Source organism: Halomonas rhizosphaerae (assembly GCF_030010555.1).
Classification (GTDB): domain Bacteria; phylum Pseudomonadota; class Gammaproteobacteria; order Pseudomonadales; family Halomonadaceae; genus Halomonas; species Halomonas rhizosphaerae.
Genome location: NZ_JASCQP010000005.1, coordinates 37,568 through 61,641, shown reverse-complemented (window position 1 = coordinate 61,641; position 24,074 = coordinate 37,568). Strand labels below are relative to the sequence as shown.

26 protein-coding genes are annotated in these 24,074 nt (G+C 68.1%); 14 read left to right on the top strand and 12 right to left on the bottom strand.

All coding sequences use genetic code 11. From position 1 onward, the window contains the following. Positions 1-49: 49 nt before the first annotated feature. Together sufB and QLQ83_RS00815 are read right to left on the bottom strand one after the other, a co-directional pair. On the bottom strand, positions 50-1,492 hold the full coding sequence (sufB, locus tag QLQ83_RS00820; RefSeq protein ID WP_282733685.1) for a Fe-S cluster assembly protein SufB: 1,443 nt from the start codon (positions 1,490-1,492) through the stop codon (positions 50-52). Positions 1,493-1,563: 71 nt separating this feature from the next. Further along, positions 1,564-2,025, bottom strand: coding sequence for an SUF system Fe-S cluster assembly regulator (locus QLQ83_RS00815; RefSeq protein WP_152484299.1), 462 nt, complete (start codon positions 2,023-2,025; stop codon positions 1,564-1,566). Between the two features lie 402 nt (positions 2,026-2,427). On the opposite strand from QLQ83_RS00815, the gene QLQ83_RS00810 reads away from it, so the two are divergent. From QLQ83_RS00810 to QLQ83_RS00780, 7 genes are all read left to right on the top strand, one after another. Continuing rightward, on the top strand, positions 2,428-3,093 hold the full coding sequence (locus QLQ83_RS00810; protein WP_282733684.1) for an ABC transporter permease: 666 nt from the start codon (positions 2,428-2,430) through the stop codon (positions 3,091-3,093). A 39-nt stretch (positions 3,094-3,132) separates the two neighbouring features. Next, complete coding sequence (locus QLQ83_RS00805; RefSeq protein ID WP_282733683.1) at positions 3,133-4,293, top strand: ABC transporter ATP-binding protein; 1,161 nt, start codon at positions 3,133-3,135, stop codon at positions 4,291-4,293. A gap of 4 nt (positions 4,294-4,297) precedes the next feature. Further along, complete coding sequence (locus tag QLQ83_RS00800) at positions 4,298-5,029, top strand: ABC transporter permease (protein WP_282733682.1); 732 nt, start codon at positions 4,298-4,300, stop codon at positions 5,027-5,029. 49 nt (positions 5,030-5,078) lie between these two features. After that, positions 5,079-5,960, top strand: a complete 882-nt coding sequence (locus QLQ83_RS00795) for a glycine betaine ABC transporter substrate-binding protein (protein ID WP_282733681.1) — start codon at positions 5,079-5,081, stop codon at positions 5,958-5,960. 90 nt (positions 5,961-6,050) lie between these two features. Next, complete coding sequence (locus tag QLQ83_RS00790; protein WP_282733680.1) at positions 6,051-6,893, top strand: nitrilase-related carbon-nitrogen hydrolase; 843 nt, start codon at positions 6,051-6,053, stop codon at positions 6,891-6,893. Positions 6,894-6,915: 22 nt separating this feature from the next. After that, positions 6,916-7,824 carry a complex I NDUFA9 subunit family protein gene (locus QLQ83_RS00785; RefSeq protein WP_282733679.1) on the top strand — a complete coding sequence of 303 codons (909 nt, stop codon included), beginning with the start codon at positions 6,916-6,918 and terminating at the stop codon, positions 7,822-7,824. A gap of 56 nt (positions 7,825-7,880) precedes the next feature. Beyond that, positions 7,881-8,858: a ribose-phosphate diphosphokinase gene (locus QLQ83_RS00780; protein ID WP_282733678.1), complete on the top strand. Its 978-nt coding sequence runs from the start codon at positions 7,881-7,883 to the stop codon at positions 8,856-8,858. Between the two features lie 50 nt (positions 8,859-8,908). On the opposite strand, the gene QLQ83_RS00775 is transcribed toward QLQ83_RS00780, so the two are convergent. Both QLQ83_RS00775 and QLQ83_RS00770 read right to left on the bottom strand, forming a co-directional pair. Beyond that, a complete protein-coding gene (locus tag QLQ83_RS00775; protein WP_282733677.1) occupies positions 8,909-9,955 on the bottom strand; it encodes a hypothetical protein in 1,047 nt (348 codons plus the stop codon). Between the two features lie 32 nt (positions 9,956-9,987). Then, positions 9,988-10,329, bottom strand: a complete 342-nt coding sequence (locus QLQ83_RS00770; protein ID WP_282733676.1) for a zinc ribbon domain-containing protein YjdM — start codon at positions 10,327-10,329, stop codon at positions 9,988-9,990. 134 nt (positions 10,330-10,463) lie between these two features. Between QLQ83_RS00770 and QLQ83_RS00765 the strand changes: the two genes are divergently transcribed. Continuing rightward, positions 10,464-11,405: a 2-dehydropantoate 2-reductase gene (locus QLQ83_RS00765; RefSeq protein ID WP_282733675.1), complete on the top strand. Its 942-nt coding sequence runs from the start codon at positions 10,464-10,466 to the stop codon at positions 11,403-11,405. A 7-nt stretch (positions 11,406-11,412) separates the two neighbouring features. Here QLQ83_RS00765 and gloA read toward each other — a convergent pair whose 3' ends face one another. From gloA to QLQ83_RS00750, 3 genes are all read right to left on the bottom strand, one after another. Beyond that, positions 11,413-11,946 carry a lactoylglutathione lyase gene (gloA, locus tag QLQ83_RS00760; protein ID WP_282733674.1) on the bottom strand — a complete coding sequence of 178 codons (534 nt, stop codon included), beginning with the start codon at positions 11,944-11,946 and terminating at the stop codon, positions 11,413-11,415. A 75-nt stretch (positions 11,947-12,021) separates the two neighbouring features. Next, on the bottom strand, positions 12,022-13,605 hold the full coding sequence (locus tag QLQ83_RS00755) for a GMC family oxidoreductase (protein ID WP_282733673.1): 1,584 nt from the start codon (positions 13,603-13,605) through the stop codon (positions 12,022-12,024). Between the two features lie 54 nt (positions 13,606-13,659). Next, positions 13,660-14,229, bottom strand: a complete 570-nt coding sequence (locus QLQ83_RS00750; protein ID WP_282733672.1) for a twin-arginine translocation signal domain-containing protein — start codon at positions 14,227-14,229, stop codon at positions 13,660-13,662. A gap of 240 nt (positions 14,230-14,469) precedes the next feature. On the opposite strand from QLQ83_RS00750, the gene QLQ83_RS00745 reads away from it, so the two are divergent. From QLQ83_RS00745 to QLQ83_RS00735, 3 genes are all read left to right on the top strand, one after another. Then, a complete protein-coding gene (locus tag QLQ83_RS00745; protein WP_282733671.1) occupies positions 14,470-14,754 on the top strand; it encodes a ribbon-helix-helix domain-containing protein in 285 nt (94 codons plus the stop codon). A gap of 94 nt (positions 14,755-14,848) precedes the next feature. After that, positions 14,849-15,487, top strand: coding sequence for a DsbA family oxidoreductase (locus QLQ83_RS00740; protein WP_282733670.1), 639 nt, complete (start codon positions 14,849-14,851; stop codon positions 15,485-15,487). A gap of 104 nt (positions 15,488-15,591) precedes the next feature. Continuing rightward, positions 15,592-16,746, top strand: coding sequence for a histone deacetylase family protein (locus QLQ83_RS00735; protein WP_282733669.1), 1,155 nt, complete (start codon positions 15,592-15,594; stop codon positions 16,744-16,746). 10 nt (positions 16,747-16,756) lie between these two features. On the opposite strand, the gene QLQ83_RS00730 is transcribed toward QLQ83_RS00735, so the two are convergent. The 5 genes from QLQ83_RS00730 to QLQ83_RS00710 all read right to left on the bottom strand — a co-directional run bounded on the left by QLQ83_RS00730 (position 16,757) and on the right by QLQ83_RS00710 (position 20,472). Further along, complete coding sequence (locus QLQ83_RS00730) at positions 16,757-17,869, bottom strand: CapA family protein (RefSeq protein WP_282733668.1); 1,113 nt, start codon at positions 17,867-17,869, stop codon at positions 16,757-16,759. 35 nt (positions 17,870-17,904) lie between these two features. Beyond that, positions 17,905-18,369, bottom strand: coding sequence for a host attachment protein (locus QLQ83_RS00725; protein WP_282733667.1), 465 nt, complete (start codon positions 18,367-18,369; stop codon positions 17,905-17,907). Positions 18,370-18,435: 66 nt separating this feature from the next. Continuing rightward, the gene (locus tag QLQ83_RS00720; RefSeq protein ID WP_282733666.1) at positions 18,436-18,948 is read right to left on the bottom strand and encodes an Hsp20/alpha crystallin family protein; all 513 of its coding nucleotides are present in this window, start codon (positions 18,946-18,948) and stop codon (positions 18,436-18,438) included. A gap of 183 nt (positions 18,949-19,131) precedes the next feature. Beyond that, complete coding sequence (locus QLQ83_RS00715; protein ID WP_282733665.1) at positions 19,132-19,569, bottom strand: nucleoside deaminase; 438 nt, start codon at positions 19,567-19,569, stop codon at positions 19,132-19,134. Between the two features lie 144 nt (positions 19,570-19,713). Beyond that, positions 19,714-20,472 (bottom strand): VIT1/CCC1 transporter family protein, encoded by a 759-nt coding sequence (locus tag QLQ83_RS00710; RefSeq protein ID WP_282733664.1) that lies wholly within the window; start codon positions 20,470-20,472, stop codon positions 19,714-19,716. Between the two features lie 136 nt (positions 20,473-20,608). On the opposite strand from QLQ83_RS00710, the gene QLQ83_RS00705 reads away from it, so the two are divergent. From QLQ83_RS00705 to QLQ83_RS00695, 3 genes are all read left to right on the top strand, one after another. Beyond that, positions 20,609-22,354 carry a M14 family metallopeptidase gene (locus QLQ83_RS00705; RefSeq protein ID WP_282733663.1) on the top strand — a complete coding sequence of 582 codons (1,746 nt, stop codon included), beginning with the start codon at positions 20,609-20,611 and terminating at the stop codon, positions 22,352-22,354. A gap of 59 nt (positions 22,355-22,413) precedes the next feature. Beyond that, a complete protein-coding gene (locus tag QLQ83_RS00700; RefSeq protein ID WP_282733662.1) occupies positions 22,414-22,863 on the top strand; it encodes a GNAT family N-acetyltransferase in 450 nt (149 codons plus the stop codon). A 93-nt stretch (positions 22,864-22,956) separates the two neighbouring features. Beyond that, positions 22,957-24,027: an SO_0444 family Cu/Zn efflux transporter gene (locus QLQ83_RS00695; protein WP_282733661.1), complete on the top strand. Its 1,071-nt coding sequence runs from the start codon at positions 22,957-22,959 to the stop codon at positions 24,025-24,027. Positions 24,028-24,074 lie beyond the last annotated feature (47 nt).

Genomic DNA, 24,074 nt, shown 5'->3' with positions numbered 1-24,074 from the left:
GCATGCCGAGGAGGGCCTCCCACACCGAGTGACCGAGCGCAGTAGCGCCTTAACCCACAGCACCTTCGAGGGTAACGTTCAGCAGCGCCTCGGCCTCCACGGCGAACTCCATGGGCAGTTCCTGGAAGACGTCCTTGCAGAAGCCGTTGACGATCATGCTGACCGCGTCCTCCTCGGAGATGCCGCGGCTCTGGCAGTAGAACAGTTGGTCCTCGCCGATCTTGGAGGTAGTGGCCTCGTGTTCGACGGTGGCCGTGCTGTTGCCGATCTCCTGATAGGGAAAGGTATGGGCGCCGCACTGGTCGCCGATCAGCAGGGAGTCGCACTGGGTGAAGTTGCGCGCACCCCTGGCCCGCGGTCCCACCTTCACCAGGCCGCGATAGGACTGGTTGCTGCGGCCGGCGGAGATGCCCTTGGAGATGATGCTCGAGCGCGTGCCCTCGCCGATATGGATCATCTTGGTGCCGGTATCGGCCTGCTGGCGGCCGTTGGTCACCGCCACGGAGTAGAACTCGCCGATGCTGTCCTTGCCGCGCAGCACGCAGGAGGGGTATTTCCAGGTGATCGCCGAGCCGGTCTCCACCTGGGTCCAGCTGATGCGCGAGCGGTCGCCCCGGCAGTCGCCCCGCTTGGTGACGAAGTTGTAGATGCCGCCCTTGCCGTCCTCGTCGCCGGGGTACCAGTTCTGCACGGTGGAGTACTTGATGTAGGCATCCTCGAGCGCCACCAGCTCCACCACCGCCGCATGCAGCTGGTTCTCGTCACGCTGCGGCGCGGTGCAGCCCTCCAGGTAGGAGACCTGCGCACGGCTCTCGCAGACGATCAGGGTACGCTCGAACTGGCCGGTGTTGGCGGCGTTGATACGGAAGTAGGTGGAGAGCTCCATGGGGCAGGTCACGCCTTCCGGGACGAAGACGAAGGAGCCGTCGGTGAACACCGCCGAGTTCAGCGCCGCGAAGTAATTGTCCCCCTGGGGGACCACGCTGCCCAGGTACTGCTTGACCAGTTCCGGGTAGTCGCGGATCGCCTCGGAGATGGAGCAGAAGATCACGCCCGCCTCGTGAAGCTTCTCCTTGAAGGTGGTGGTCACCGAGACGGAGTCGAAGACGGCATCCACCGCCACGCCGGCCAGGGCCGCCCGCTCGTGCAGGGGAATGCCCAGCTTCTCGTAGGTCTCGAGCAGCTTGGGGTCCACCTCGTCGAGGCTCTGGGGACGGTCCTCGTCACGCTTGGGCGCGCTGTAGTAGGAGATCGCCTGGTAGTCGATGGGCGGATAGTCCAGGTGCGCCCAGGAGGGCGGCGTCATCTTCAGCCATTGGTGGTAGGCCTTGAGGCGCCACTCCAGCATCCACTCCGGCTCGCCCTTCTTGTTCGAGATGAAGGCAATGGTGCTCTCGTCCAGGCCGGGCGGTACCGTGTCGCTCTCGATGTCGGTCACGAAGCCTTCCTTGTACTCGCGACGGACAAGCTGTTCCATTTCCTGAGTTGCCATGATGTGTCCCCCTCCCGGGCGGTTGGGTCGGCGAGCGAGGCTCGCCTCGGGTAGTGAGTGCTCGGGGTGCGTCAGGCCTCGGCGGCCAGACTCACGCTCTGAATGGGCAGCTGCACTGGCAGCTTGATCGGGCTGGTGTCGGCCAGGTGGGCCAGGGTCACGCTGTCGAGCAGCGTACGGATGGCCAGCGAGACCCGCTGCCAGTTGTCCGCGACCCCGCAGGTGGCGGCCAGGTCGCAGTCGCCGCCGGCCTGGCTGCACTCGGTCATCGCCACCGGCCCCTCGATGGCGGAAATGATGTCGCTGGCGGTGATCCGGGACGCGGGGCGCGCCAGGGAGTATCCCCCCTGGGCGCCACGGCGCGACTCCAGCAGGCCGGCGCGCACCAGCATCTTCAGGGTCTTGCTGACCGTGGGATGGGGCAGCTGGACCGCCTCGGCAAGCTCCGCGGCGGCGTGGGGCTGTTCCGGGTGACGGGCAATCTGCGCCATCACCACGGCGGCGTAGTCGGTCAGCCGCGAAAGCTTGAGCAAGGCCTGACTCCCCGGGGATATCTCCCCCTCATGTTCGATTGAGGACCATTTTAGTCCTGTATCATTTTGATGTGAAGCCCCGCCGCCCAATCGAACGGATCGCGGCACGTTCACGGACGTTACCGACAAGAACGATAATCGATATCATTTGAAGAGGCAGGGAGAAGGGCTATCGCATGCGCTCGGCTACCCGGAAGGCATCAACACTGCCAATTCTTCTCATTGCGCATCCTCATTCACGGAAAAACAAATAGATAGGACGCTCTGCTATGCTGTGGAGCCTCGCATGGGGCAATTCGTCGCCCCTCGCCCCTGCCCGCGACATCGTCACACCCCGGCACCGCTGGGCCGTCGTCAGGCGGCTATGCTTGCCAAGGGACAGGGCTCGCAAGGAGAAACGACTTGGAACTGATTCAGTACGCACTGGACAACATCGACCTCTTGGCCACGCGCACCCTGGAGCACATCGCCCTGGTGGGGGTCGCCGTCGGCATCGCCACCCTGACCGGGGTACCGATCGGGATCGCCATCACCAAGAACGAGCGCCTGGCCCAGGCCGTGCTCTACGCCGCCTCGATCATCGTCACCATCCCCTCGATCGCGCTGTTCGGGATCATGATCCCGGTGCTCTCGCTGATCGGCCAGGGCATCGGCTACCTGCCCGCGGTGATCGCGGTGCTGCTCTACTCCCAGTTGCCGATCATCCGCAACACCTATACCGCGATCAACAACGTCGACCCGGCCCTGCGCGAGGCGGCGCGGGGAATCGGCATGAGCCCCAACCAGCGGCTGCGGATGGTGGAGATTCCCCTGGCGGTGCCGGTGATCATGGCCGGCGTGCGCACGGCCGTGGTGCTCAATATCGGCGTGATGGCGATCGCCGCCTACATCGGCGCCGGGGGCCTCGGCACCTTCATCAGCCGCGGCATCTCCCAGTCCGATCCGCGCCAGCTGATCGTCGGCGCCGTGGCGGTGAGCCTTCTGGCCATCATCGTCGACTACACCCTGCTCTACGCTCAGAAGCGCCTGACGCCCCGCGGCATGAAGCTCGACGCCTCCACCGCCTGAGGGCGAGCCCCTGACGACCGAGACGACAAGGACACCCGAATGATCCAACTCGATAACCTGACCAAGGTCTTCGACACGCCCAAGGGCGCCGTGGTCGCCGCCGACCACATCAGCATGACCGTGCCCAGCGGCGAGATCTGCATCCTGCTCGGCCCCTCGGGCTGCGGCAAGACCACCACCCTGAAGATGATCAACCGCATCGTGAAGCCGACCTCCGGCAAGGTGTTCATCAACGGGGAGGACACCACCGCCCTGGATACCCAGGACCTGCGCCGCAACATCGGCTACGTGATCCAGCAGATCGGGCTCTTCCCCAACATGACCATCGAGGAGAACATCACGGTGGTGCCCAAGCTGCTGGGCTGGGACAAGGCCCGCTACCGGGAGCGTGCCCGGGAGCTGATGGCGATGATCTCCATGGAGCCCGACGCCTTCCTCAAGCGCTTTCCCAGCGAGCTCTCCGGTGGCCAGCAGCAGCGCATCGGGGTGGCCCGGGCGCTCGCCGCCGACCCGCCAGTGATGCTGATGGACGAGCCCTTCGGCGCCATCGACCCCATCAACCGGGCGGTGATCCAGGACGAGTTCCTCAAGATGCAGCAGGAACTGAAGAAGACCATCATGTTCGTCAGCCACGACATCGACGAGGCGATCAAGATGGGCGACCGGGTGGCGATATTCCGCGAGGGCAAGCTGGTCCAGCACTCCTCGCCCGACGACCTGCTGGCCGCACCAAAGAACGCCTTCGTCGAGTCCTTCCTCGGCGAGGACCGCGCGCTCAAGCGCCTCAACCTGGTCAAGGTCGAGGAAGTCGTCTCCGACGAGATCGCCACCGTGAGTCCCGGCGACACCCTGGAGACGGCGCTGGCCCGCATCGACGACTACGGCTACCAGAACGCCATCCTGATGGTGAACGACCAGCGCCAGCCGGTGGGCCTGATCACCCGGGCCAAGGCGCGCACCACCAAGGGCTACTGTCGCGACCATTTCGAGAACGTCCCGGCCACGGTGACCCTGGAGGACGACCTGCGCAAGGTCGCCTCGCTGATGTTTTCCCAGGACGCCACCTGGCTGCCCTGCGTGGACGACGAAGGTCGCGTCTGCGGCCAGATCACCCAGCGCGCCATGACGCACCACCTGGGGTCACGCTTCCGCGCCCGCGAGGCCGCCACCCGGAACCCCGACAGCGCCGTCAAGGAGTGAGCCGATGCCGATCCAGAGCCTGAAAGGGGCCCTGCGGGCACTCCTGCTGGTGGCGATCTTCTTCGCCGGGGTATGGAGCCAGTCGAGCGGGGTCATCGACGACTTCCTGTGGTACCTGCCCGACGTGCAGTACCTGGCCATCCAGCACCTGTGGCTGACGGTGATCTCCGGCGGCCTGGCGATCCTGGTGGCCATCCCGCTGGGCATCGTGCTGTCGCGCCCGAGCATGACCCGCTGGGCGGAGTCGCTGATGCAGGTGCTCAACGTCGGCACCACCATCCCGACGCTGGCGGTGCTGGCGCTCTCCATGAGCTTCCTGGGCATCGGCACGGTGCCGGCGGTCTTCGGGCTGTTCGTCGCCACCCTGCTGCCGATCACCCGCAACACCTATGCCGGGCTCAAGGGCGTCGACCCGGCGCTGATGGAGGCCGCCGCCGGCATCGGCATGTCGTCGACCCAGCGGCTGCTGCGGGTGGAGCTGCCCAACGCCCTCTACGTGATCTTCGCGGGCATGCGCACCGCCCTGACCATCAACGTGGGCACCGTGCCGCTGGCCTTCCTGATCGGTGCCGGGGGGCTGGGCGAGCTGATCTTCACCGGCATCGACCTGTACGATCCGGTGATGATGCTGGCCGGTGCCATTCCCACCGCCCTGCTGGCGATCGTCGTCGATGCGCTGGTCGCCACCGTCGCCTTCCTGATGGTGCCGCGAGGCGTCAACCCGTCGCGGGCCTGATCGTGCGCAACGTGCTACACCATTTCAAGTCACACGAGGAGAAGCACCCATGAAACGCCTGATCACCACCCTCTCCGGCCTGGCCCTGGCCAGTGCCATGACCACCGCCGGCGCCGCCGAGATCACCGTCGGGGGGAAGAACTTCACCGAGCAGCAGATCCTCTCCAACATGACCACCCAGTACCTGGAGGGCCTCGGCTACGACGTGGAGAATCGCTCCGGCATGGGCTCCGCCGTGCTGCGCCAGGCCCAGGAGAACGGCCAGATCGACCTCTACTGGGAGTACACCGGCACCTCACTGATCAACTACAACGACGTCACGGAACGCCTCGGGCCCGAAGAGACCTATGAGCGGGTCAAGGAACTCGACGCCGAAAAGGGCCTGGTGTGGCTTGAGCCCTCCGAGGCCAACAACACCTACGCCCTGGCGATGCGCGAGGATGACGCCGAGGAGCGCGGCATCGCCTCGCTCTCCGACCTGGCCCAGGCGGTCAATGACGGCGAGGAGCTGACCTTCGCCTTGAACGCGGAGTTCTATGCCCGCGAGGACGGCTGGCGGCCGCTGCAGCAGGCCTACGACTTCCGCGTCAGCCGTGGCGACGTCAAGCGCATGGATTCCGGCCTGGTCTACCCGGCCCTGCGCGATGGCGACGTCGAGGTGGGCCTGGTCTTCGCGACCGATGGTCGGATCCCGGCCTTCGACTTCCGTGTGCTCGAGGATGACAAGGGCTACTTCCCGGCCTACGCCCTGACCCCGGTGGTACGCCAGGAGACCCTGGAGGCGAATACCGACCTCGCCGAGCAGATGAATGCGCTGTCGGCGCTGCTCGACGACGAGACCATGGCCGAGCTCAACGCCCGGGTCGACGTCGAGCGCGAGAACATCGAGGACGTGGCCCAGTCCTTCCTCGAGGAGAACGAGCTGCTGTGACGCACCCGGAGATGGCTGGCATAATGCCGGCCATTGCCTATGGCAAGGAGGGCCGCCCACGGGCGGCCTTCCCACTTTCAGGGGGATGAGATGCACTATCAGGACGGACTCCGAGTCGGCGCCGCGCAGATCAACGCCACCCTCGGCGAGGTGGATGCCAACCTGGCGCAGCATCTCGACACCATCCAGGACGCCTGCGACCGGGGCGTCGAGCTGCTTGTCTTCCCCGAACTCTCGCTGACCGGCTACGGGCTGGGCAGCCGGGTGATGCAGGTGGCGATGCCGCTCGAGGATCCACGCCTGCGCGAGCTGGCCCTGGCCTGCCGCGAGATGCAGACGGTGGTGGGCTTCGTCGAGGAAGCGAGTCCCGGCGAGTACTACAACGCGCTGGCCATCCTTCAGGATGGCGAGATCGCCGCGGTGCACCGCAAGCTGAACCTGCCCACCTACGGCGGTCTCGAGGAGGGCAAGTGGTTCACCCACGGCAGCGAGCTCACCCATACCCCGGTGCGCCCCGGCTGGTCGACCACCCAACTGATCTGCGCCGACCTGTGGAACCCGGCACTGGTCCATGCCGCGCTGCTACCCCGTCCCACGGTACTCTGCGCACCGATCAACTCGGCCTCGGGCATCGTCAGCGATGACTTCTCCAACGAGCAGAACTGGGCACTGAACGTGCGCTTCTACGCCATGACCTACGGCACGCCGGTGATCATGGCCAACCGCTTCGGTCCCGAGGGCCAGAGCCACTTCTGGGGTGGCTCGCGTATCCTCGGCCCGCGCGGCGAGCTACTCGCCGAGGCCGAGGACCGCGAGATGCTGATCACCGCCGAGCTGTCACGCACCGCCATCGCCCGGGCCCGCTTCGAGCTGCCCACCCACCGCGATGCCGACACGCCGCTGGTGCGCGAGCTGATGGCCGGCTACCGTTGAACGGCCAGGGTGGAGGGGGATGATGCGCGAGGGTCCGGTCACGGTCTTCGGCGGCACCGGCTTTCTCGGTGACGCCATCGTGCGGGAACTGGTCGAGGCCGGCCGCGGGGTGCGTATCGCCGCCCGCCATCCGGCCCTGCCCGCCTGGCTGGAAGACGGGGACCCGGTGGAGCTCGCCACCGCCGACCTGTGCGACGAGGCGAGCATCGAGGCGGCCCTCGCGGGTGCCAGCGCCGTGGTCAATGCCGTCAGCCTCTATGTCGAGACCCGCGATGTCAGCTTCGAGACCATCCATGTGACGGGCGCCGGGCGACTGGCCAGCCGGACCCGGGCGGCCGGTATCGAGCGGCTGGTGCTGGTCTCGGGCATCGGCGCCCGCCACGACTCCGCCTCGGCCTACGTGCGGGCCCGCGCCCGGGGCGAGGACGCGGTGCTGGAGGCCTTGCCCCGGGCGATCATCGTGCGGCCCAGCGTGCTGTTCGGCCCCGGGGATGCCTTTCTCACCGGACTGGAGGGCCTCACCCGACTACCGCTGATCCCGCTGTTCGGTCGCGGCACGACCCGGCTCCAGCCGGTGCATGTGGTGGATGTGGCGCGGGCCATCGCCCGGCTCACCGGCCACCCCGCCTCCGAGCGGCGCCTCTTCGAGCTCGGCGGTCCCGAGGTGTTGAGCTACCGCGAGACCCTCGAGACACTGCTCGCCCACCTGCAGCGCGAGCGGCCGCTGGTGCCACTCCCCTTTCTCGCCTGGCGGCTGATGGCGGCCCTGGCCGCCTGGCTGCCCGGCCCGCCGCTGACGCGCGACCAGGTGATCCTGATGCAGTCGGACAACGTCGCCGACGAGGATCTCGGCGGCTTCCAGGACCTGGGCATCCTGCCCCGTTCGCTGCGCGAGAGCCTGCCGAGCTGCCTGGTGCCTTCCGGCTCTTGATCCCCGATCGCCCTTGGGCTCGTCAGGCGCGGGACCCAGCGTCTATGCTGCAGGGCATGAAACTCTTCTCCCTCAATGCCAGCCGCCCCTTCGGCGAGAAGGTGGCCCAGTCGCTTGGCATCTCGCTTGCCGAACACGAGGAGCGCGACTTCGAGGACGGCGAGCACAAGGCGCGACCGCTGGAGAGCGTGCGTGGCGAGGATGTCTACGTCCTGCAGAGCCTCAATGGCGACCCGGAACAGGGGGTCAACGAACGGCTCTGCCGGCTGCTGTTCTTCCTGGGCACCGTCCGCGACGCGGGAGCCCGGCGGGTGACCGCCGTGATCCCCTACATGGCCTATGCACGCAAGGACCGGCGGACCAAGCCCCGCGACCCGCTCACGTCCCGCTATCTGGCCATGCTGCTGGAGGCCATGGGCATCGACGCCGTCATGGCGCTCGATGTGCATAATCCCGCGGCGTTCCAGAACGCCTTCCGCTGCCCCACCCATACCCTGGATACGCGTCGCCTGTTTGCCGATCACATGCAGGAGCGCTGCGGCGACGGACCGGTAGTGGTGGCCTCTCCGGACCCGGGCGGCGTGAAGCGAGCGCAGGGTTTCAGGGAAATGCTCGAGCCCATGCTGGGTCGCGAGATCGGCTCGGCTTACATGGAGAAGCGTCGCAGCGAGGGCAGGGTCAGCGGCACCCTGCTGACCGGCGAGGTCGACGGCGCCACCGTGCTGGTCGTGGATGACCTGATCAGCACGGGTGGCACCCTGCTGCGCGCCGCCCGAGCCTGCCTGGACCGGGGCGCAAAGGAGGTATATGGCCTGGCGGCACACGGCCTCTTCGTCGGCGATGCCGACCGGGTGGTCCGCGACCCGCAGCTGACGAAGCTTGTCGTTACCGACACCGTCCCGCCGACTCGCCTCGATGCCGAGGTGGCCAGCCAGCACCTGGAGGTGGTCAGCGCCGCCCCGCTCTTTGCCGAGGCGATCCGTCGCGTTCATGAGGATGGCTCGCTCACCGAACTGCTCGAGGGCCCAGCCTAACGGCAGCACGCATCCCCGCCCGAGTGGCCGGGAATCCATGGGCCCCTTGGCTAATCAAGTTCACGACAGGCCCGCTGTCCCAGCGCCAGGTACTCCCTGGCCTGCGGCTCCCACTTCTCCGGGGTGCGCGGGTCCGGCTCGAGCAGGTGGGCGAGCGACAGGCGCGCCCTGAGACAGGCACGATAGGCCGTATAGAAGGCCAGCAGCCGCTTGTCCGGCCGGTCCTGGAGCGTTCGGGCGCACTCGCCGACCAGTCGCTCGAGCATCCAGGCGGCCCCGAGTCGCTCGCACTCGAGGCCGAGGAAACACAGTTCGTCGAAGGGGTCCAACAGCCGCAGGGGACGGCTGAATTCGAGACAATCGATGACAACGGGGGGCTCGGAGAGGCAGACATGCTCGGGGCGCAGGTCACCGTGCCCCTCGATGATCCGTCCCTGGCGCGGGCGATCCCCCAGCAGGTCGGGCTCTTCCGCGAGCAGGCGGTCGAGACGGTCGAGCATGGCCGTCACCCCATCGTTGGCCAGGGAGAATCGCGAATCCGCGATGACCTCGCGGTTGCGGTCGAGTTCGCGCTGGAAGCGGTCCAGGTAGGTATCTACCGGCATCTCGACCGGCGCGAGTCCCCGGTAGAAGGCGGCGAGCCGCCGGGCGACCCGGGTGACCCCGGCTCCGGTGACGTTGCCCCGGGACAGTGCCATGTCCAGCATGAGGTGCTCCGGCAGCCGCTTCATCACGACCAGCCAGTCGACCACCGTTCCCTCACCCTCCAGCGCCAGCCTGCCCGCGGGATCGAACCGCAAGGCTGCCACCCCGAGGTAGACCTCCGGGGCCAGGCGACGGTTGAGCCGGACCTCCTCGTGACAGAGCACCTCGCGGTCGCGCAGGAAGTGACAGTCACGATGCGTGTACTCGACGGGCTTCTTGAGCTTGTAGACGCGAGCCCCCGCCAGGAAGACCCAGGCCATATGGGTCTCCCTGACATCGACCTCACCCTCGAACCCGGGGTAGGACCGGGGACTCGACAGGAACGCGACCTTGTCCCGGAGCGAGACGTCGTTTGCGGCCGCAGCAGCATTGGGGGATGAATCCTCGGCCATGGGGGTGCTCCTCCCGTCGTGGCGAGAGGGTATCACACCTTCTTGACGAACTCGGACTTGAGCTTCATGGCCCCGATGCCATCGATCTTGCAGTCGATGTCGTGGTCGCCGTCGACCAGGCGGATGTTCTTGACCTTGGTCCCGACCTTCACCACCGCCGAGGCGCCCTTGACCTTGAGGTCCTTGATCACCGTGACGGTGTCGCCGTCGGCCAGGGGGTTGCCGTTGGCATCGCGGACCACCGCCTCGTCCCCGGCCGGCTCCGCGCCGGCATCCCTCGACCACTCGTGGCCGCACTCCGGGCAGACAAGCTGGATGCCATCATCGTAGGTGAACGCGGAGCCGCACTCGGGGCAGTTGGGCAGATCGCTCATGATCGGGTCCTGTGCTGAGAACAAGGGCGGCAAGCCTACACCGACCGGCCCCGCCGCTCCAGTTCGCCCATCGCCGGGGCGCGCCCATGGCGGTATGCTCGGGAGAGCCATCACCGACAGCACGGGGAGAGAGGATGAAGGTCGCGATCATGGGCAGTGGCGGCGTGGGGGGCTACTTCGGCGCCCGCCTGGCACAGGGCGGCGAGGAGGTCACCTTCATCGCCAGGGGCGAGCACCTGGCGGCGATCCGCCAGCATGGCCTCGCGGTGTCGAGCATCGAGGGCGACGTGACCGTCGAACCGATCAGGGCCACCGACGACCCGGCTGAGGCGGGGATCGTGGATGCGGTGATCGTGGCAGTGAAGGCCTGGCAGGTCCGCGAGGCCGCCGAGGCGATCAGGCCGATGGTCGGCCCGCGGACCCTGGTGCTGCCGCTGGAGAATGGCGTCGAGGCGGCGGGCGTCCTGGCCGAGGTGCTCGGCGAGGCGCCGGTACTCGACGGCCTGTGCGGCATCCTCGCCTGGCGCGAGGGCCCGGGCCGTATCCGTCATGCGGGCGTATCGCCCTTCGTGCGCCTGGGCACCCGGCATCCCGAACAGGGAGAGTGCGCCCGGCGCCTGCGGGACGCGCTGGACCGCGCCCCGGGCGTCAGCGCCGAGATGCCCGATGACATCCAGGCCGCGGTATGGAGCAAGTTCCTGTTCATCTGCGCGATGAGCGGCATCGGGGCGATCACCCGGGCGCCCATCGGGGTGACCCGCACCCTCCCCGAAACGCGCTCGCTGACCGAGCGCCTGCTCGCCGAGATCGAGGCGGTGGCCCGGGCCCGAGGGGTGGCGCTGCCGGAGGACGCGGTGACGCGGGCCCTGAGGTTCATCGACGCGCTGCCGGCCGAGAGCACCGCCTCCATGCAGCGCGACATCATGGCGGGCCGTCCCTCCGAACTGGACGCCCAGAACGGCGCCGTGGTGCGGCTGGGTCGCGAGGCCGGCGTCCCCACCCCGATCAATGAAATGATCCATGCCGCCCTGCTGCCCCAGGAGCGGGCGGCACGCGGCGACGACGCCCCCGGGTAGGCCGGGCTCAGTCGCCCAGGGCGGAGAGCCGGTCGGCCTGGACGACCTCGATCCAGTAGCCGTCGATATCCTTGACGAAGACCACATCCTTCATCTTGCCCTGGTCCGAGCGCTTGACGAACTCGACCTCGTTGGCGTCGAACCAGGCCTCGGCCGCCTCCAGGTCCGGCACCGAGAAGCAGATGTGGCCGAAGCCCTGAGGCTCGGCATTGCCGTCGTGATAGATCCGCCCCTCCTGGCTCTCGGTCCCCCAGTTGTGAGTCAGTTCCAGCACGCCGCGCTGGCTGAAGGTCCAGACGGTACGCTCGCCGGTCTGCTCGGGAACGCGCTCGCCGGCTTCCGGCCGCGCCAGGAAGTAGAGCGAGAACTGCATCGCCTCGAAGTCGAGTCGTCGCAGCACCCGCATGCCGAACACCCGGGTATAGAAGGCCAGCGATGCCTCGGGGTCCTTGACCCTGATCATGGTGTGGTTGAGACGAAAGCCGTCGGACTCGGGGGTCGGCGCCTGGACGCCGGGATACTGCTCACCTGCGAAGCTCATGTCGCAACTCCTTGATCGATGCCATGAATGAAAGAGAGACGCGCCCGGCGCTGCCAGGCGCGTCATGGACGCGTGTCAGACCTCACCCTGCCGCATCAGCTGCCCGATGTGCTCGGACTGGCGGATGGCCAGCGACACGATGGTCAGGGTGGGATTCTCCGCCGCGGAGGTAGTGAACTGGCTGCCGTCCGAGATGAACAGGTTGGGGATCTCGTGAGCCTGGCCGTAGCCGTTGCAGACGCCGTCCTCGGGGCGCTCGCTCATCCGGCAGGTACCGAGGTTATGGGTCGAGGGGTACGGCGGCACCTCGTAGATGTCCCTGGCCCCCACCGAGCGGTAGAGCTCGGCCCCCTGACGGTAGCCGTGCTCGCGCATGGCGATGTCGTTGGGGTGGTCATCGTAGTGGACGTTGGCCACCGGCAGACCGTAGCGGTCGGTAACGTCGGGATTGAGGGTCACGCGATTGCTCTTCTGGGGCAGGTCCTCGCCCACCAACCACATGCCGGCCATGTTCTCGTACTGGTCGAGCGCGCCGGTGAAGCGCGGTCCCCAGGCACCGGGGTCGAGGAAGGCGGCCATGAAAGGCAGGCCCAGTGCCAGGGTCTCCATCTCGTAGCCGCCGACGAAGCCCCGCGTGGGGTCGTGGCCCGCCTCGTCGGAGACGATGCCGGCCATGGTGGTGCCGCGGTACATGTGCACGGGCTCGTCGAAGGTGGCGTAGACCGAGCCGGTCATGTGACGCATGTAGTTGCGTCCCACCTGGCCAGAGCCGTTGGCGAGCCCCTCCGGGAACATCGTGCTGGCCGAGTTGAGCAGCAGGCGCGGCGTCTCCAGGGAGTTGCCGGCCACCGCCACCAGCCGCGCCTGCTGGCGCTGCTCGTTGCCGTCGGCATCGAAGTAGACCACCGCCGTGACCTTGCCGTTGTCATCATGCTCGATCCGCGCCACGTGGGACTCCGGGCGCAGCTCCAGATGGCCGGTGGCAATGCCCTCGGGCAGCTCGGTGTAGAGGGTCGACCACTTGGCGCCGGTCTTGCAGCCCTGGAAGCAGAAGCCGCGCTGCTGGCAGGCGGCGCGCCCGTCGCGTGGCGCGCTGTTGATGGCCATGTGGCCGGTATTGCACGAATAGCCGAGGTTCTTGGCACCGGCGTACATCACCTTGAAGTTGTTGTTGCCGGGCAGCCCCTTGTTGTCGTTGGTGCGGGTGACACCCATGCGCCGCTCGGCGCGGTCGTAGAAGGGGGCCAGATCGTCGTAGGTGAGCGGCCAGTCGAGCAGGTTGGCACCCTCGATCTCCCCGTAATTCGTCAGCGCTGCGAACTCATGGGGCTGGATGCGCAGGCTGGCCCCCGCCCAGTGCACGGTGGTGCCGCCCACCGACTTGACGATCCAGGCCGGCAGGTTGGGAAAGTCCCTGGCCAGGCGGAAGCTGCCCGAGGTGGTGCGCGTGTCGAGCCAGGCGAGTTGGGCGAAGGAGGCCCACTCGTCGGCCAGGAAGTCGGCGGTGGTATGCAGGGCGCCGGCCTCCAGCACCACCACGTCGATGCCCTGCTGGGCCAGCTCGTTGGCCAGGGTGCCGCCCCCCGCGCCGGACCCGATTACCACGACGACGCTGCCGTCGTCGTGGGCAAAGGTCTTCTGGTTGTCGGTCATTGCCATCTTGGCGTCTCCACATGCGTTGTTGTTCTGGTCGTCGGTCGCTCGGCGGGCCCGTCAGGCCGTGGGCTCCTCGAAGGGCAGGTAGCCACCCTCGGGCTGGGGCGGGTCGGGCAGCCAGGTGAGGTCGTTGAAGCCCTTGGTCAGGTAGCCGCCGTCGCCCTCAGCGCCCTCGTAGCCGAAGTGGGCGAAGGCCAGGGGGTTGTCGTAGAGCGAGACCACGGCATCGCCACGGATGGCCTCGAAGAAGGGAGTGCCGGCCAGGGGAGCGAGGTGATCGAGCCGCGCGGCATCGTCCAGCGCCAGCCAGTCACCGCCTGCGGACTTGTCCAACTCGGCGATGCCGTCGTTGAGTGTCGTGAGGAGCGCCCCCTCGACGGCCTTGCGGTCGAGGCTCTTCACCACGTGGGCGTAGACGGCATCCTCGAGGTCAGGGTGGGGAAAGATCTGCCGGGTGACCGCAAGCAGGACCTCGCCCTGGCGGGAACCCAGGTTGTCGAGCGGCATTGCCCAGCTGCGCGAGGGCGCCAGCAGGGCGATGGGGCCACTGGCGAAGGCCAGGGTGCCGGCCAGAACGCCTCCGCTCGCCTTGAGAAAGACGCGGCGGGAAATCGTGGGTGAACTCATCGCTGACCTCTCCGGGGTGGGGGGCGCAGCACCCGGGGAAGGTGAGCCGCGCCTTGCTTCTTGTTGTCGGGGTGGACCGGCGGACCAGCCACCTCCATGGAGAGTAGGCGCAAGCACGGCTGGACGGGTAACAGCGGGTTACTACATCGACGATGGTCTAATGCTCATGGGCGGCCGCAGAAGGCAAGGTCGAACGAGCCGGGACCGCTCCGGCACCCTGTTCCCTGCGGAGTGAATGTCATGTGCCACGTCTATGCCTCCACCGATCCCCAACGCTACGAATGCACCACCCGCTCGCTTCGACTGCAGGGCAGCGTGACCAGCGTGCGGCTCGAGAACGAGTTCTGGGAGATCCTCGATCACCTGGCCCACGATCAGCAACTCTCTACCGGACAGTTCATCAGCGAACTCTACGGGGAGGTGATGGCCACCAAGGGGGCGGTGCCCAACCTCGCCTCCCTGCTGCGGGTCGCCTGCGCCGTGCATCTGCACATCCGCGCCGAACCGGCTAGCCGCAGCGCCTGACGTCGCACCGACCGCCCTCTTCTCCCGCCATGTCCTGCCGGCCGACGCGCTGTTACCCTCCCCGGGTCTGTCGCATCGCCACAGGAGGCAACCGATGACCCGGCCGCGCATTACCCTCGATGTCTTCAGCGACTACGTCTGTCCCTTCTGCTACCTGGAAGCGCCGGAACTCGACGCCCTGGCCGAGCGCTTCGGCGGGGCCGTGGCGATCCGCTGGCGAGCCTTCGAGCTGCGCCCCGAGCCCGAGCCGACACTCGACCCCGACGGCGACTACCTGCACGACGTCTGGGAACGTGCCGTCTATCCCATGGCCGCGGAGCGCGGCATGACCCTGCGCCTGCCCCGCCTGCAGCCCCGTTCGCGGCTGGCCCACGAGGCCAGTGCCTGGGCCCGGACGCAGGACGCCGTCCGGCCAGGGGCCGACAGCGCCATGCGCACGGCGCTGTTTCGCGGCTTCTTCGAGGAGAGCCTCGACCTGGCCGACCCCGAGGCACTCGTCCACGTGGCGCAGACGCTCGACCTGGACGGCCAGGCCCTGCGCGAGGCCCTGGCGCAGGGCGATTTCCGCCAGCAGGTGCGGGCCGACCAGCAGACCGCCCGGCAACTCGGTATCGGCGGCGTGCCGGGCCTTCGCTTCTCGCTGGACGGCGAGCATGCCGGCGTGCTCGAGGGCGCCCAGCCGCGCCGCCAGCTGTTCCTGGCGGTGGAGCGACTGCTCGACGCCATGCGCTGATGTGACGGGCCGTCCTCCCCCCATGATGCCAGCCCCCTGATATGCTGTAGCCAGAGGCATGATTCGTCTCGCCCATATGTTGCGCACAACATGGAGCCTTTACAGTGGCCGAACAGAATAGCGTGATCGCCTTCTATGACGAGCGGATGCTGGCCCATGAACCGGATATCGAGGTGCCCTTCCTGCCGGGGCGCATGGACAAGCGAGTCCGCTCACTGCTGTCGGGGCTGGGGGTGCCCTGGAAGTATCCCGAACACCCCGCCCGGCTCTCCGCCATCCGGCACCTGCTGGAACTCGAACCGGTCCCCGGGGTGACCTTCGAGGCCGGCAAGCCGGCAACTCGCGAGCAGCTGGGGCACGTCCATACCAACTCCTACCTGGACAGCATCTACCAGCTGCGCGGCAAGAGCGCCTGGCTGGACGTGGATACCACGGCCGTTTCCCCCGGCAGCGTCGATGCCGCCGAGGTGGCCGCCGGCACGGCGATCGCCGCCGTCGAGGCGGTGGTAGAGGGGCGGGCCGAGAGCAGCTTCGCGCTGGTAAGGCCCCCCGGTCATCATGCCGAACCGGTACGCGCCCGCGGCTTCTGCTTGTTCAACAACGTGGCCGTGGCGGCCGCCCATGCCCAGGCGGCGCTGGGCTGTCAGCGGGTGATGATCGTCGATTGGGATGCCCATCACGGCAACGGTACCCAGGACATCTTCTGGGCCGACCCGGATGTGCTGTTCTTCGATATCCACCGTGCCTCTCCCTTCTATCCCGGCACGGGGAGTCTCGAGGAGGTCGGGGTGGGCCTCGGGGAAGGCACCATCGTCAATGTCCCCCTGCCTGCCGATGCCGGCGACGCCGCCTATCTCACGGCCTTCCGCGAGATCCTGATACCGGCGGCCGAGTGGTTCCGCCCCGACCTGATCCTGGTCTCGACAGGATTCGATCCCCACAGCCATGACCTGGCGCTGAATGTCTCCTATGACGGTTTTGCCGCCATGACCGGCATCCTGCAGAACCTGGCCCGCCGGCAGTGCGGGGGAAGGCTGGTCTTCGTGCTGGAAGGCGGCTATAACCTGATATCGCTGGCGCGCGGCGTCAGGTCGGTGCTTCAGGTGCTGGCCGGCGATGAGCCACCGGAACCCGGCCTGCGCGGCCTTGCCGAAGTGGAGGCCGCGGCGGCCTTCCATCGCAGTGCCTTCGTCACCGACCCGGAAGCGTCGGGGGCGCCGCCCGACACCGCTCAGGAAGGGAAAGAGGGCACGACATGAGCTGAACGGCTCATCGCTCGCCTTGCCACTCGAGCACCAGTCGGTCATGGCCATCGTGCCGTACCCGGGTGCCGAGGCCCCGCCTCTCGCGGTTCAGCCTCCGGCACAGCCAGTCGGCCTCATCGCGAGGGGCTCGATCGAGACGGAAATGGCGGCGCCGGAGGGGGACCATGACCAGCCGTTCCAGGCGGCCGTCCGTCGGGCAGAGGGTCGGGAAGTAGAGCAGCGCCAGGTCGTCACGGAACGCCTCATGGCCGGCGATGCCCTCGTAGTCGTTGATCAGGTCGCCGCAGCCATAGAGGATCAGCCTGCCACGATACACCTCGATGCCCAACGGATGGTGAGAGGAGTGGCCCCAGACCAGGTCCACACCGGCCTCGTCGATCAGCCGGTGGGCGAACTCTCGATGCTCAGCGGGGATCGCATAGCCCCAGTTGCCGCCCCAGTGCAGCGAGACCAGGGCCAGTTCCCGGGGTTCGCGTCCCCGGGCGACGTCTGCGGCAATGGTCGACACGGTGGCGGTCGAGAGGTCGGTCAGTACATTGACCCCGGGGCGGGCGTCACCGGCCGCCCAGTCTCGCGGCACGCCGCTGCTGGGCAGCCCGAAGGCCAGCAGCCGCACCCGCCCGCCGGGGACCTCGAAGCGTGCCGGGACCCTCGCCTGATGCCGGTCCAGGCCGGCACCGGCCGTGGCGTAGCCGGCCTCCCCGAGCACCTCCAGGGTCTCGCATAGCCCGCGCCGCCCCCAGTCCAGCACATGGTTGTTGGCCAGCACACAGGCATCCACCCCCGCCGCGGCAAGTACCGGCAGGTTGGCGGGATGCATGCGGTACTGGATCCCCTTGGGCTCGGCATCGTCGCTGGTGGTGACCGACGTCTCGAGGTTGATCAGGCGCAGGTCGGGGGCCTGGCGCTCGAGCCACGCCAGGGCGTCGCCCCAGACGTAGGCGAAGTCGACAGGATGCGGAATCGGGCCGGTCACTCGCTCGGCCAGCCGGACATAGTCGATGGCCGAAGTCATGCAGGATTCGAAGATACGGGGATCACCGGGATGCGGCAGGATCTGGTCGATGCCGCGCCCGGTCATTACGTCCCCGGTCAGCCAGAGGGTCACGCCCGCCATCGCCTTCCTCCGGTCCCGGTCATCGGCTCCTTACCCTACCCCTGCGAGGAGAGGGGCGCCCGGGGCAGCCGCTCCGGCAGGTGTGCTCGGATCTCCTCGGGGCTCAGTGCCGTGAGGTCCTTGTGCAGTTCGAGCACGATGCACTTCGCGACAGCCTCGGGCAGCGTCTCGCGCAGCAGCCCCAGGAAGCGCGGCGTCGCGCTGAGGATCAGGTGCCGGAAGGCGCCGTCGTGCAGGCCGGCGGCCAGGCGCTCCCCCACCTCATGGGCGAAGCGGATCGCCTCCTGTTCCTTGGGCGAATGGTGCTTGCCCATGGCATGGCGTCCCTCGCCCATGGAGTCGAAGGCACGTCCCGGGCTGTCGGCATTCAGGTCGCGGTCATGCAGGCGACCCTCGGGATTGGCCAGGTCTTCCACCTCCTGCAGCGACCCTCTCTGGTCGGATGCCGAGAAGAGCCGTGCCCGTGCCTGGTCGGCGACTACCACCCAGGTGGTGTCCATTTTCGTTCCCTCACGCCAGGGAAGCCGGCACGCCGCGATACCCGGCATGCCGGTCATTCCGGATGGTTACTTGACCTCGACCTTGCGGCGATTGGCCTTCTTGTGCTTGGGCAGCGTCAGTTCGAGGACGCCGTTCTTGAAGCTGGCGGCCGCCTTGTCGGCATCGATCTCGCTGGGCAGGGCCACCGTCCGGGTAAAGGACCCCCGGGAGATCTCGGAGTGGAAGTATTCGCCCTCCTCCTCCTTGCTCTCCTCGCGGTGGTCGCCCTTGATGGTCACCGCGCCGTCGGTCACCGAGACGTCGAGCTCCTCGCGCTCGAAGCCCGGAACCTCGGCACGGACCACCACCTCGGCATCGCGGTCGATGACATCGACCTTCGGCATGCCCTTCTCGAAGGCGGCGAAGCGCTGCCAGAGGGGATGCTCCCAGCGCGACGGCATTCCGCCACGATCGAAGAAGGTATCGAGCAGGCGATCGAACTCCCGGAACGGGCTCATCGCCCGGGACTCTGTCTGAGGTGCAGACTTGCCGCTCGAGACGGGGACGTCCTTGGTGTCCTTGGAAGCTTTCTTGGCCATGACGATAACTCCTCGAATGCAGTTCAGGAATGGCGAGGCCCAGGGGAGCAAGAGTCATCGCGGCCCAGCCCATGCCGGCCGCAGCGACTCGTGAGGCTCGCCTCCTCATCAAGGTAGTCCAGCCCTCGCCGGCCGACTTGACCCAGATCAGCATGGTTCTCGTCATGCCTGACGCAGTGGGCGCTACTCGCCGATGTCCTCGTGCCACAGCTCGGGCGAGGCGGCAATGAAGCCCTCCATCAGCGCAAAGCACTCGGGATCCTGCAGCACCTCCACCTCGACGCCACGCTCCCTCAGCAGGGCCTCCTCGCCGAGGAAGGTACGATTCTCGCCGATCACCACCTTCGGGATGCCATAGAGCAGGATGGCACCGCTGCACATCGGACAGGGCGAGAGGGTGGTGTAGAGGACGCTTTCGCGGTAGGTCTCGGCCGGGTGGCGCCCGGCGTTCTCCAGGGCATCCATCTCGCCGTGCAGCACCGCACTGCCCAGCTGCACGCGACGATTGTGGCCGCGGCCGATGACCACCCCGCGGTGCACCAGCACCGAGCCGATGGGGATGCCGCCCTCCTCGAGACCATGGCGGGCTTCCTCGAGCGCGGCCTGCATGAAGCGGTCCATTCGCTGTCTCCCTGGCATTACGGTGCCACCCAGCCTACGCCGCCCTGGCCCGAGCATGCCAGCCACATCCCGCTTACCCCCGCGCAGCCCCCGTTTGACCCGGATGCTGGATCGTCGCCGACGCGACCCTGTCGTTAAGGCGACCTACAGGCCCACGCCGAACAGCGCCTGCGCCAGGTGACCGGTGAGGAAGGCCAGCCCGGCCGCGACCCCGCCGATCAGCAGGGTCCTCAGCCCCGCCTTCAGTACCGGCTGATGATAGACAAGGCTCTTGCCCATGCCGATCAGGAAGAACATCAATCCGGCCACCGCCAGGCTCGCCAGGAACTGCCGGGTAGTATCCAGCCCCGGTATCGCATAGGGCAGCAGCGGCATGGCGCCCACCACCAGGAAGGCGATGAAGGTGGCCAGCGCCGAGCGCCACGGGCTCAGCCCCACGGTCTGCAGGCCGTGCTCCTCAGAGACCATGGTCTCCACCCACACCTCGTGGTCACTGCAGATGGTCTCGACCACACGCTCCAGTGTCTCGCCCGTGAACCCCTTGCGCTGGAATATCTGGCGAATCTCCTCGCGCTCGCCTTCCGGTACCTCGTCGATATGGTGGTTCTCGGTGCGACGCACCCCCTCGACATGATCGCGCTGGGCCTGGATCGCCTCGTAGTTGCTGACCGCCATGCTGAAGCCGTCGGCGAGCAGGTTGGCGACCCCCAGCACCAGCGCCACCGTGGACGAGAACCCCGCGCCGAAGGCCCCGGAGACCACCGCGAAGGTGGTCACGCAGCCGTCGATGCCGCCGAGGATGGCATCGGGCATGTGCTGGAGCCGGGAGGGGGCACGCAGCCGTCGCTCGATCACCTCCGGGCGATGCTCGTGCTCCAGCGCCTCGCGCCGCCGGTCGTTCATGGGCCACCTCGATGCGTAATTCATGCTGCTTCCAGCTTGGCACAGCCGGCCCCAGAGGGGTAAGACGCGCCAGCGACGCCCCTTCCCGAAGGATGCACCATACTGACAGCGCACCACGGCACGGCGAGGCATCGGCATGACCCACGACACGCTCAACGGCCCCTTCCGCCACCGCTACCTGAGCCACGAGGCACTGACCCGCCAGCTCGAAACCTGGGCCCGGGACCACCCGCAGCTGGCCCGCCTGGAGAGTCTCGGCACCAGCCCTCAGGGACGCGACCTCTGGGTGCTGACCCTCGGCCCCGAGCCGGATCGCCGGCGTCCCGCCGTCTGGGTGGACGGCAACATGCACGGTACCGAGCTGGCCGGCTCCAGCGTCGCCCTGGCCGTGGCGGAAGCGGTCCTGGCGCTGCACCTGGCCCCCGAGCGACTTCCCGGGGAGTGGCCCGAGCACCAGTGCCGACAGCTGCGCGAGGTGCTGTTCTACATCTGCCCACGCCTCTCGCCGGACGGCGCCGAACAGGTGCTGCGCCAGGGCGGTTTCGTGCGCTCCGCCCCACGGCGCACCGCCGGCAGCCCCGAGCGGCCCCGCTGGCGCGCCGAGGACCTGGACGGTGACGGCCGCTGCCGCTTCCTGCGCTGTCTCGACGAGGCGGGCGATTTCGTCGCCTCCCCCGACCATCCGGGGCTGATGCTGCCGCGCCGCGTGGCGGACCCGCCCCCCTACTGGCGGCTCTACCCCGAGGGGATGATCGAGCACTGGGACGGCGAGACGATCCCCGAACCCGACTGGCTGGCCGACACCCCGGACTTCAACCGCAACTTCCCCTGGGGCTGGCGGCCCGAGCCGGAACAGGTCGGCGCCGGCCACTACCCCGGCGACGCCCCCGAGACCCGGGCCGTGATCGACTTCGCCCTCGCCCACCCCAACCTCTACGCCTGGCTCAACCTGCACACCTTCGGCGGCGTCTTCATCCGCCCGCTGGTCGATGCCCCGGACAGCGGCATGGCCCCGCAGGACCTCGCGCTCTATCGCCAGCTTGCCGCCTGGGCCCAGTCGCACACCGGCTACCCCACCGTGAGCAGCTACGAGGAGTTCAGCTACCAGCCCGAGACCCCGCTGCATGGCGACCTCATCGAGTTCGCCTACCACCAGCGCGGCTGCCTGGCCCAGGTCTGCGAGCTCTGGGACCTCTTCCAGCGCCTCGGTCTGCCCCGCCCCGAGCGCTTCATCGACCACTACACCGCCCTGGACCGCGAGCAGATGGAGCGGCTGGCCCAATGGGACCGGGTCAGCAATGGCCAGCGGCTGTTCGGCGACTGGCGACCGCTGACGCACCCCCAGCTGGGCGAGGTGGAGGTCGGCGGCCTGGATGCGTGCCTTGGCATCTGGAACCCGCCGCCGGAGATCCTGCCGGCGATCTGCGACGGCCTGGCGGCCTACTGGCTGCAGGTCGCCTCGATGATGCCGCGGCTGGTGATCGAGGCGGTGCACTGCACGCCGCTGGCCGAGGGCGTCCATGCGCTGGACGTGACGGTGGCCAACCACGGCTACCTGCCGAGCCATGGCGTGGAGGCCGCGCGCCAGCGCCCCTGGAACGGCGGCGTGGAGGCCGAGGCCTCCCCCCGGGGCTGCAAGCTGCTCGAACCCGACCGGGCCCGCCGGGTGCTGGGGCACCTGGACGGCTGGGGCTTCGGCCTCGGCGACGCCGCTCAGATGCCCTGGTTCCAGCGCTCCCGAGGCAACAGCCACCAGGCCCGTGTATGCTGGGTGATCCTGGGCGAAGGCGAGGTGACCGTGCGGGTCGGCAGCCCGCGGCTGGGTGAGGTGCACCGGACGATACCGATCCCCGGGGAGCCCGCTGCACCGGACCCTTGCTGAGCGGCCGCGACGCCTCACCCCATGCGGCGGGGTAATGCCCCCAACGGGAGGAGCATGCGATGGACATAGCACTGAAGGACGTCACCCGCGAGAACTTCGAGGCCGTCATTGCGCTGGAGGTCGCGGCATCACAGCGTGACTATGTCGCTGACAACCTGTACTCCATTGCCGAATCGAGCTTGCATCCGACCTATCGGCCTCGTGCCATCTATTGCGGCGGGGAAGTGGTCGGCTTTCTCATGTACGAATCCTTCGACCAGGACGACCGGTCGCCTGCCTACAACATCTTCCGGCTCATGGTCGACCGACACCATCAGGGCAGAGGCATCGGGTACCGGGCCATGCAGTGCGTGCTGGACGAGATCAGGGCACAGGGCCCCTTCGAGCGCATCGCGATCTGCTATGTATCCACCAATCAGGTCGCCCGGGACTTCTACGCCAGCCTCGGCTTCCAGGAGACGGGACTGAGCGAGGAGACCGGCGAGGTCATTGCCGAGATCCGGGGCTGACGAGGGGCGCATCCTGCTCGCCCGGAGCGGCCATGCTTGACGGACGGGTGACCGCCGGCCCCAGAATAGAACATTGTCTGCGAGGAGTGCTCCATGCCCCTGCTGAACGCCATCCTGGCCGTCGCCCTCTCCGCCGCTCCCTGGCTGCTGCTGGGGCTGGTGATGGCCGGGCTGATCAAGGCCCTGGTCTCCGAGGCCCTGCTCCAGCGCTGGGTCGGCGGCCATGGTCTGGGCAGCATTGCCCGTGCGGCCGTGATCGGTGCTCCCTTGCCGCTCTGTTCGTGCGGGGCGATTCCCACGGCGCTGGCCATGTATCGCGGCGGCGCCTCGCGCGGCCCGGCCACCGCCTTCCTGATCGGCACTCCGGGGATCGGCGTGGATTCCATGGCCATCACCTATGCCCTGCTCGGTCCCTTCATGGCCGCGGCCCGGGCGACCAGCGCCGTGCTCACCGCCATCGTTACCGGGCTGCTGGTGGGCCGTACCGCTACGGCGAGCGAGCCACCCAGCGCCGAGACCCGCACCGCGCAAGGCTGCGGGGGCGGCTGCAGCAGCGGCTGTGACGATACGCGGGAGGCCTCTGCCGAAACCGCCTCGCAGGGGCTTGCCGGTCGGCTGGCCGGCGGACTGCGCTATGCCTTCACCGACATCCTCGACGATATCAGTCTCTGGCTGCTGGTGGGCCTGCTGGTCGCCGGGGGCCTGATCGCCCTGGTACCGCCGCAGCAGCTGGCCGAACTCGGCAGCGGCCCGGGGGCCATGCTGCTCATGGCGGTGATCGGCATTCCGCTCTACATGTGCGCCACCGCCGCCACGCCCATCGCCGCCGGGCTGCTGCTGGCCGGCGTCTCGCCCGGCACCGTGCTGGTCTTCCTGATCGCCGCGCCGGTCACTAGCCTGGCCACCCTCGGGGTCTTCCGCCGCGAGATGGGCAACCGGGCCCTGGTGGCCTACCTCGCCGGCATCCTGGCAAGCGCGGTGCTGCTGGGGCTGGGCGTGGATGCGGTGGCGAGCTGGTGGCAGCTCGACATCACCCGCCAGATCGAGGCGGTGGGCGAGCTGCTGCCGGCCTGGGTCGAGTGGCTGGGACTCGTGGTGCTGACCGGCCTGGCGGTAAAGCCGCTTCGCCGGACGCTCTCCGGCCACCTGCCCCACCACGCCTGACCCAGCGACCCAGCAGGCTGTGCCAGCATCGATAGGTCACTGCCGGG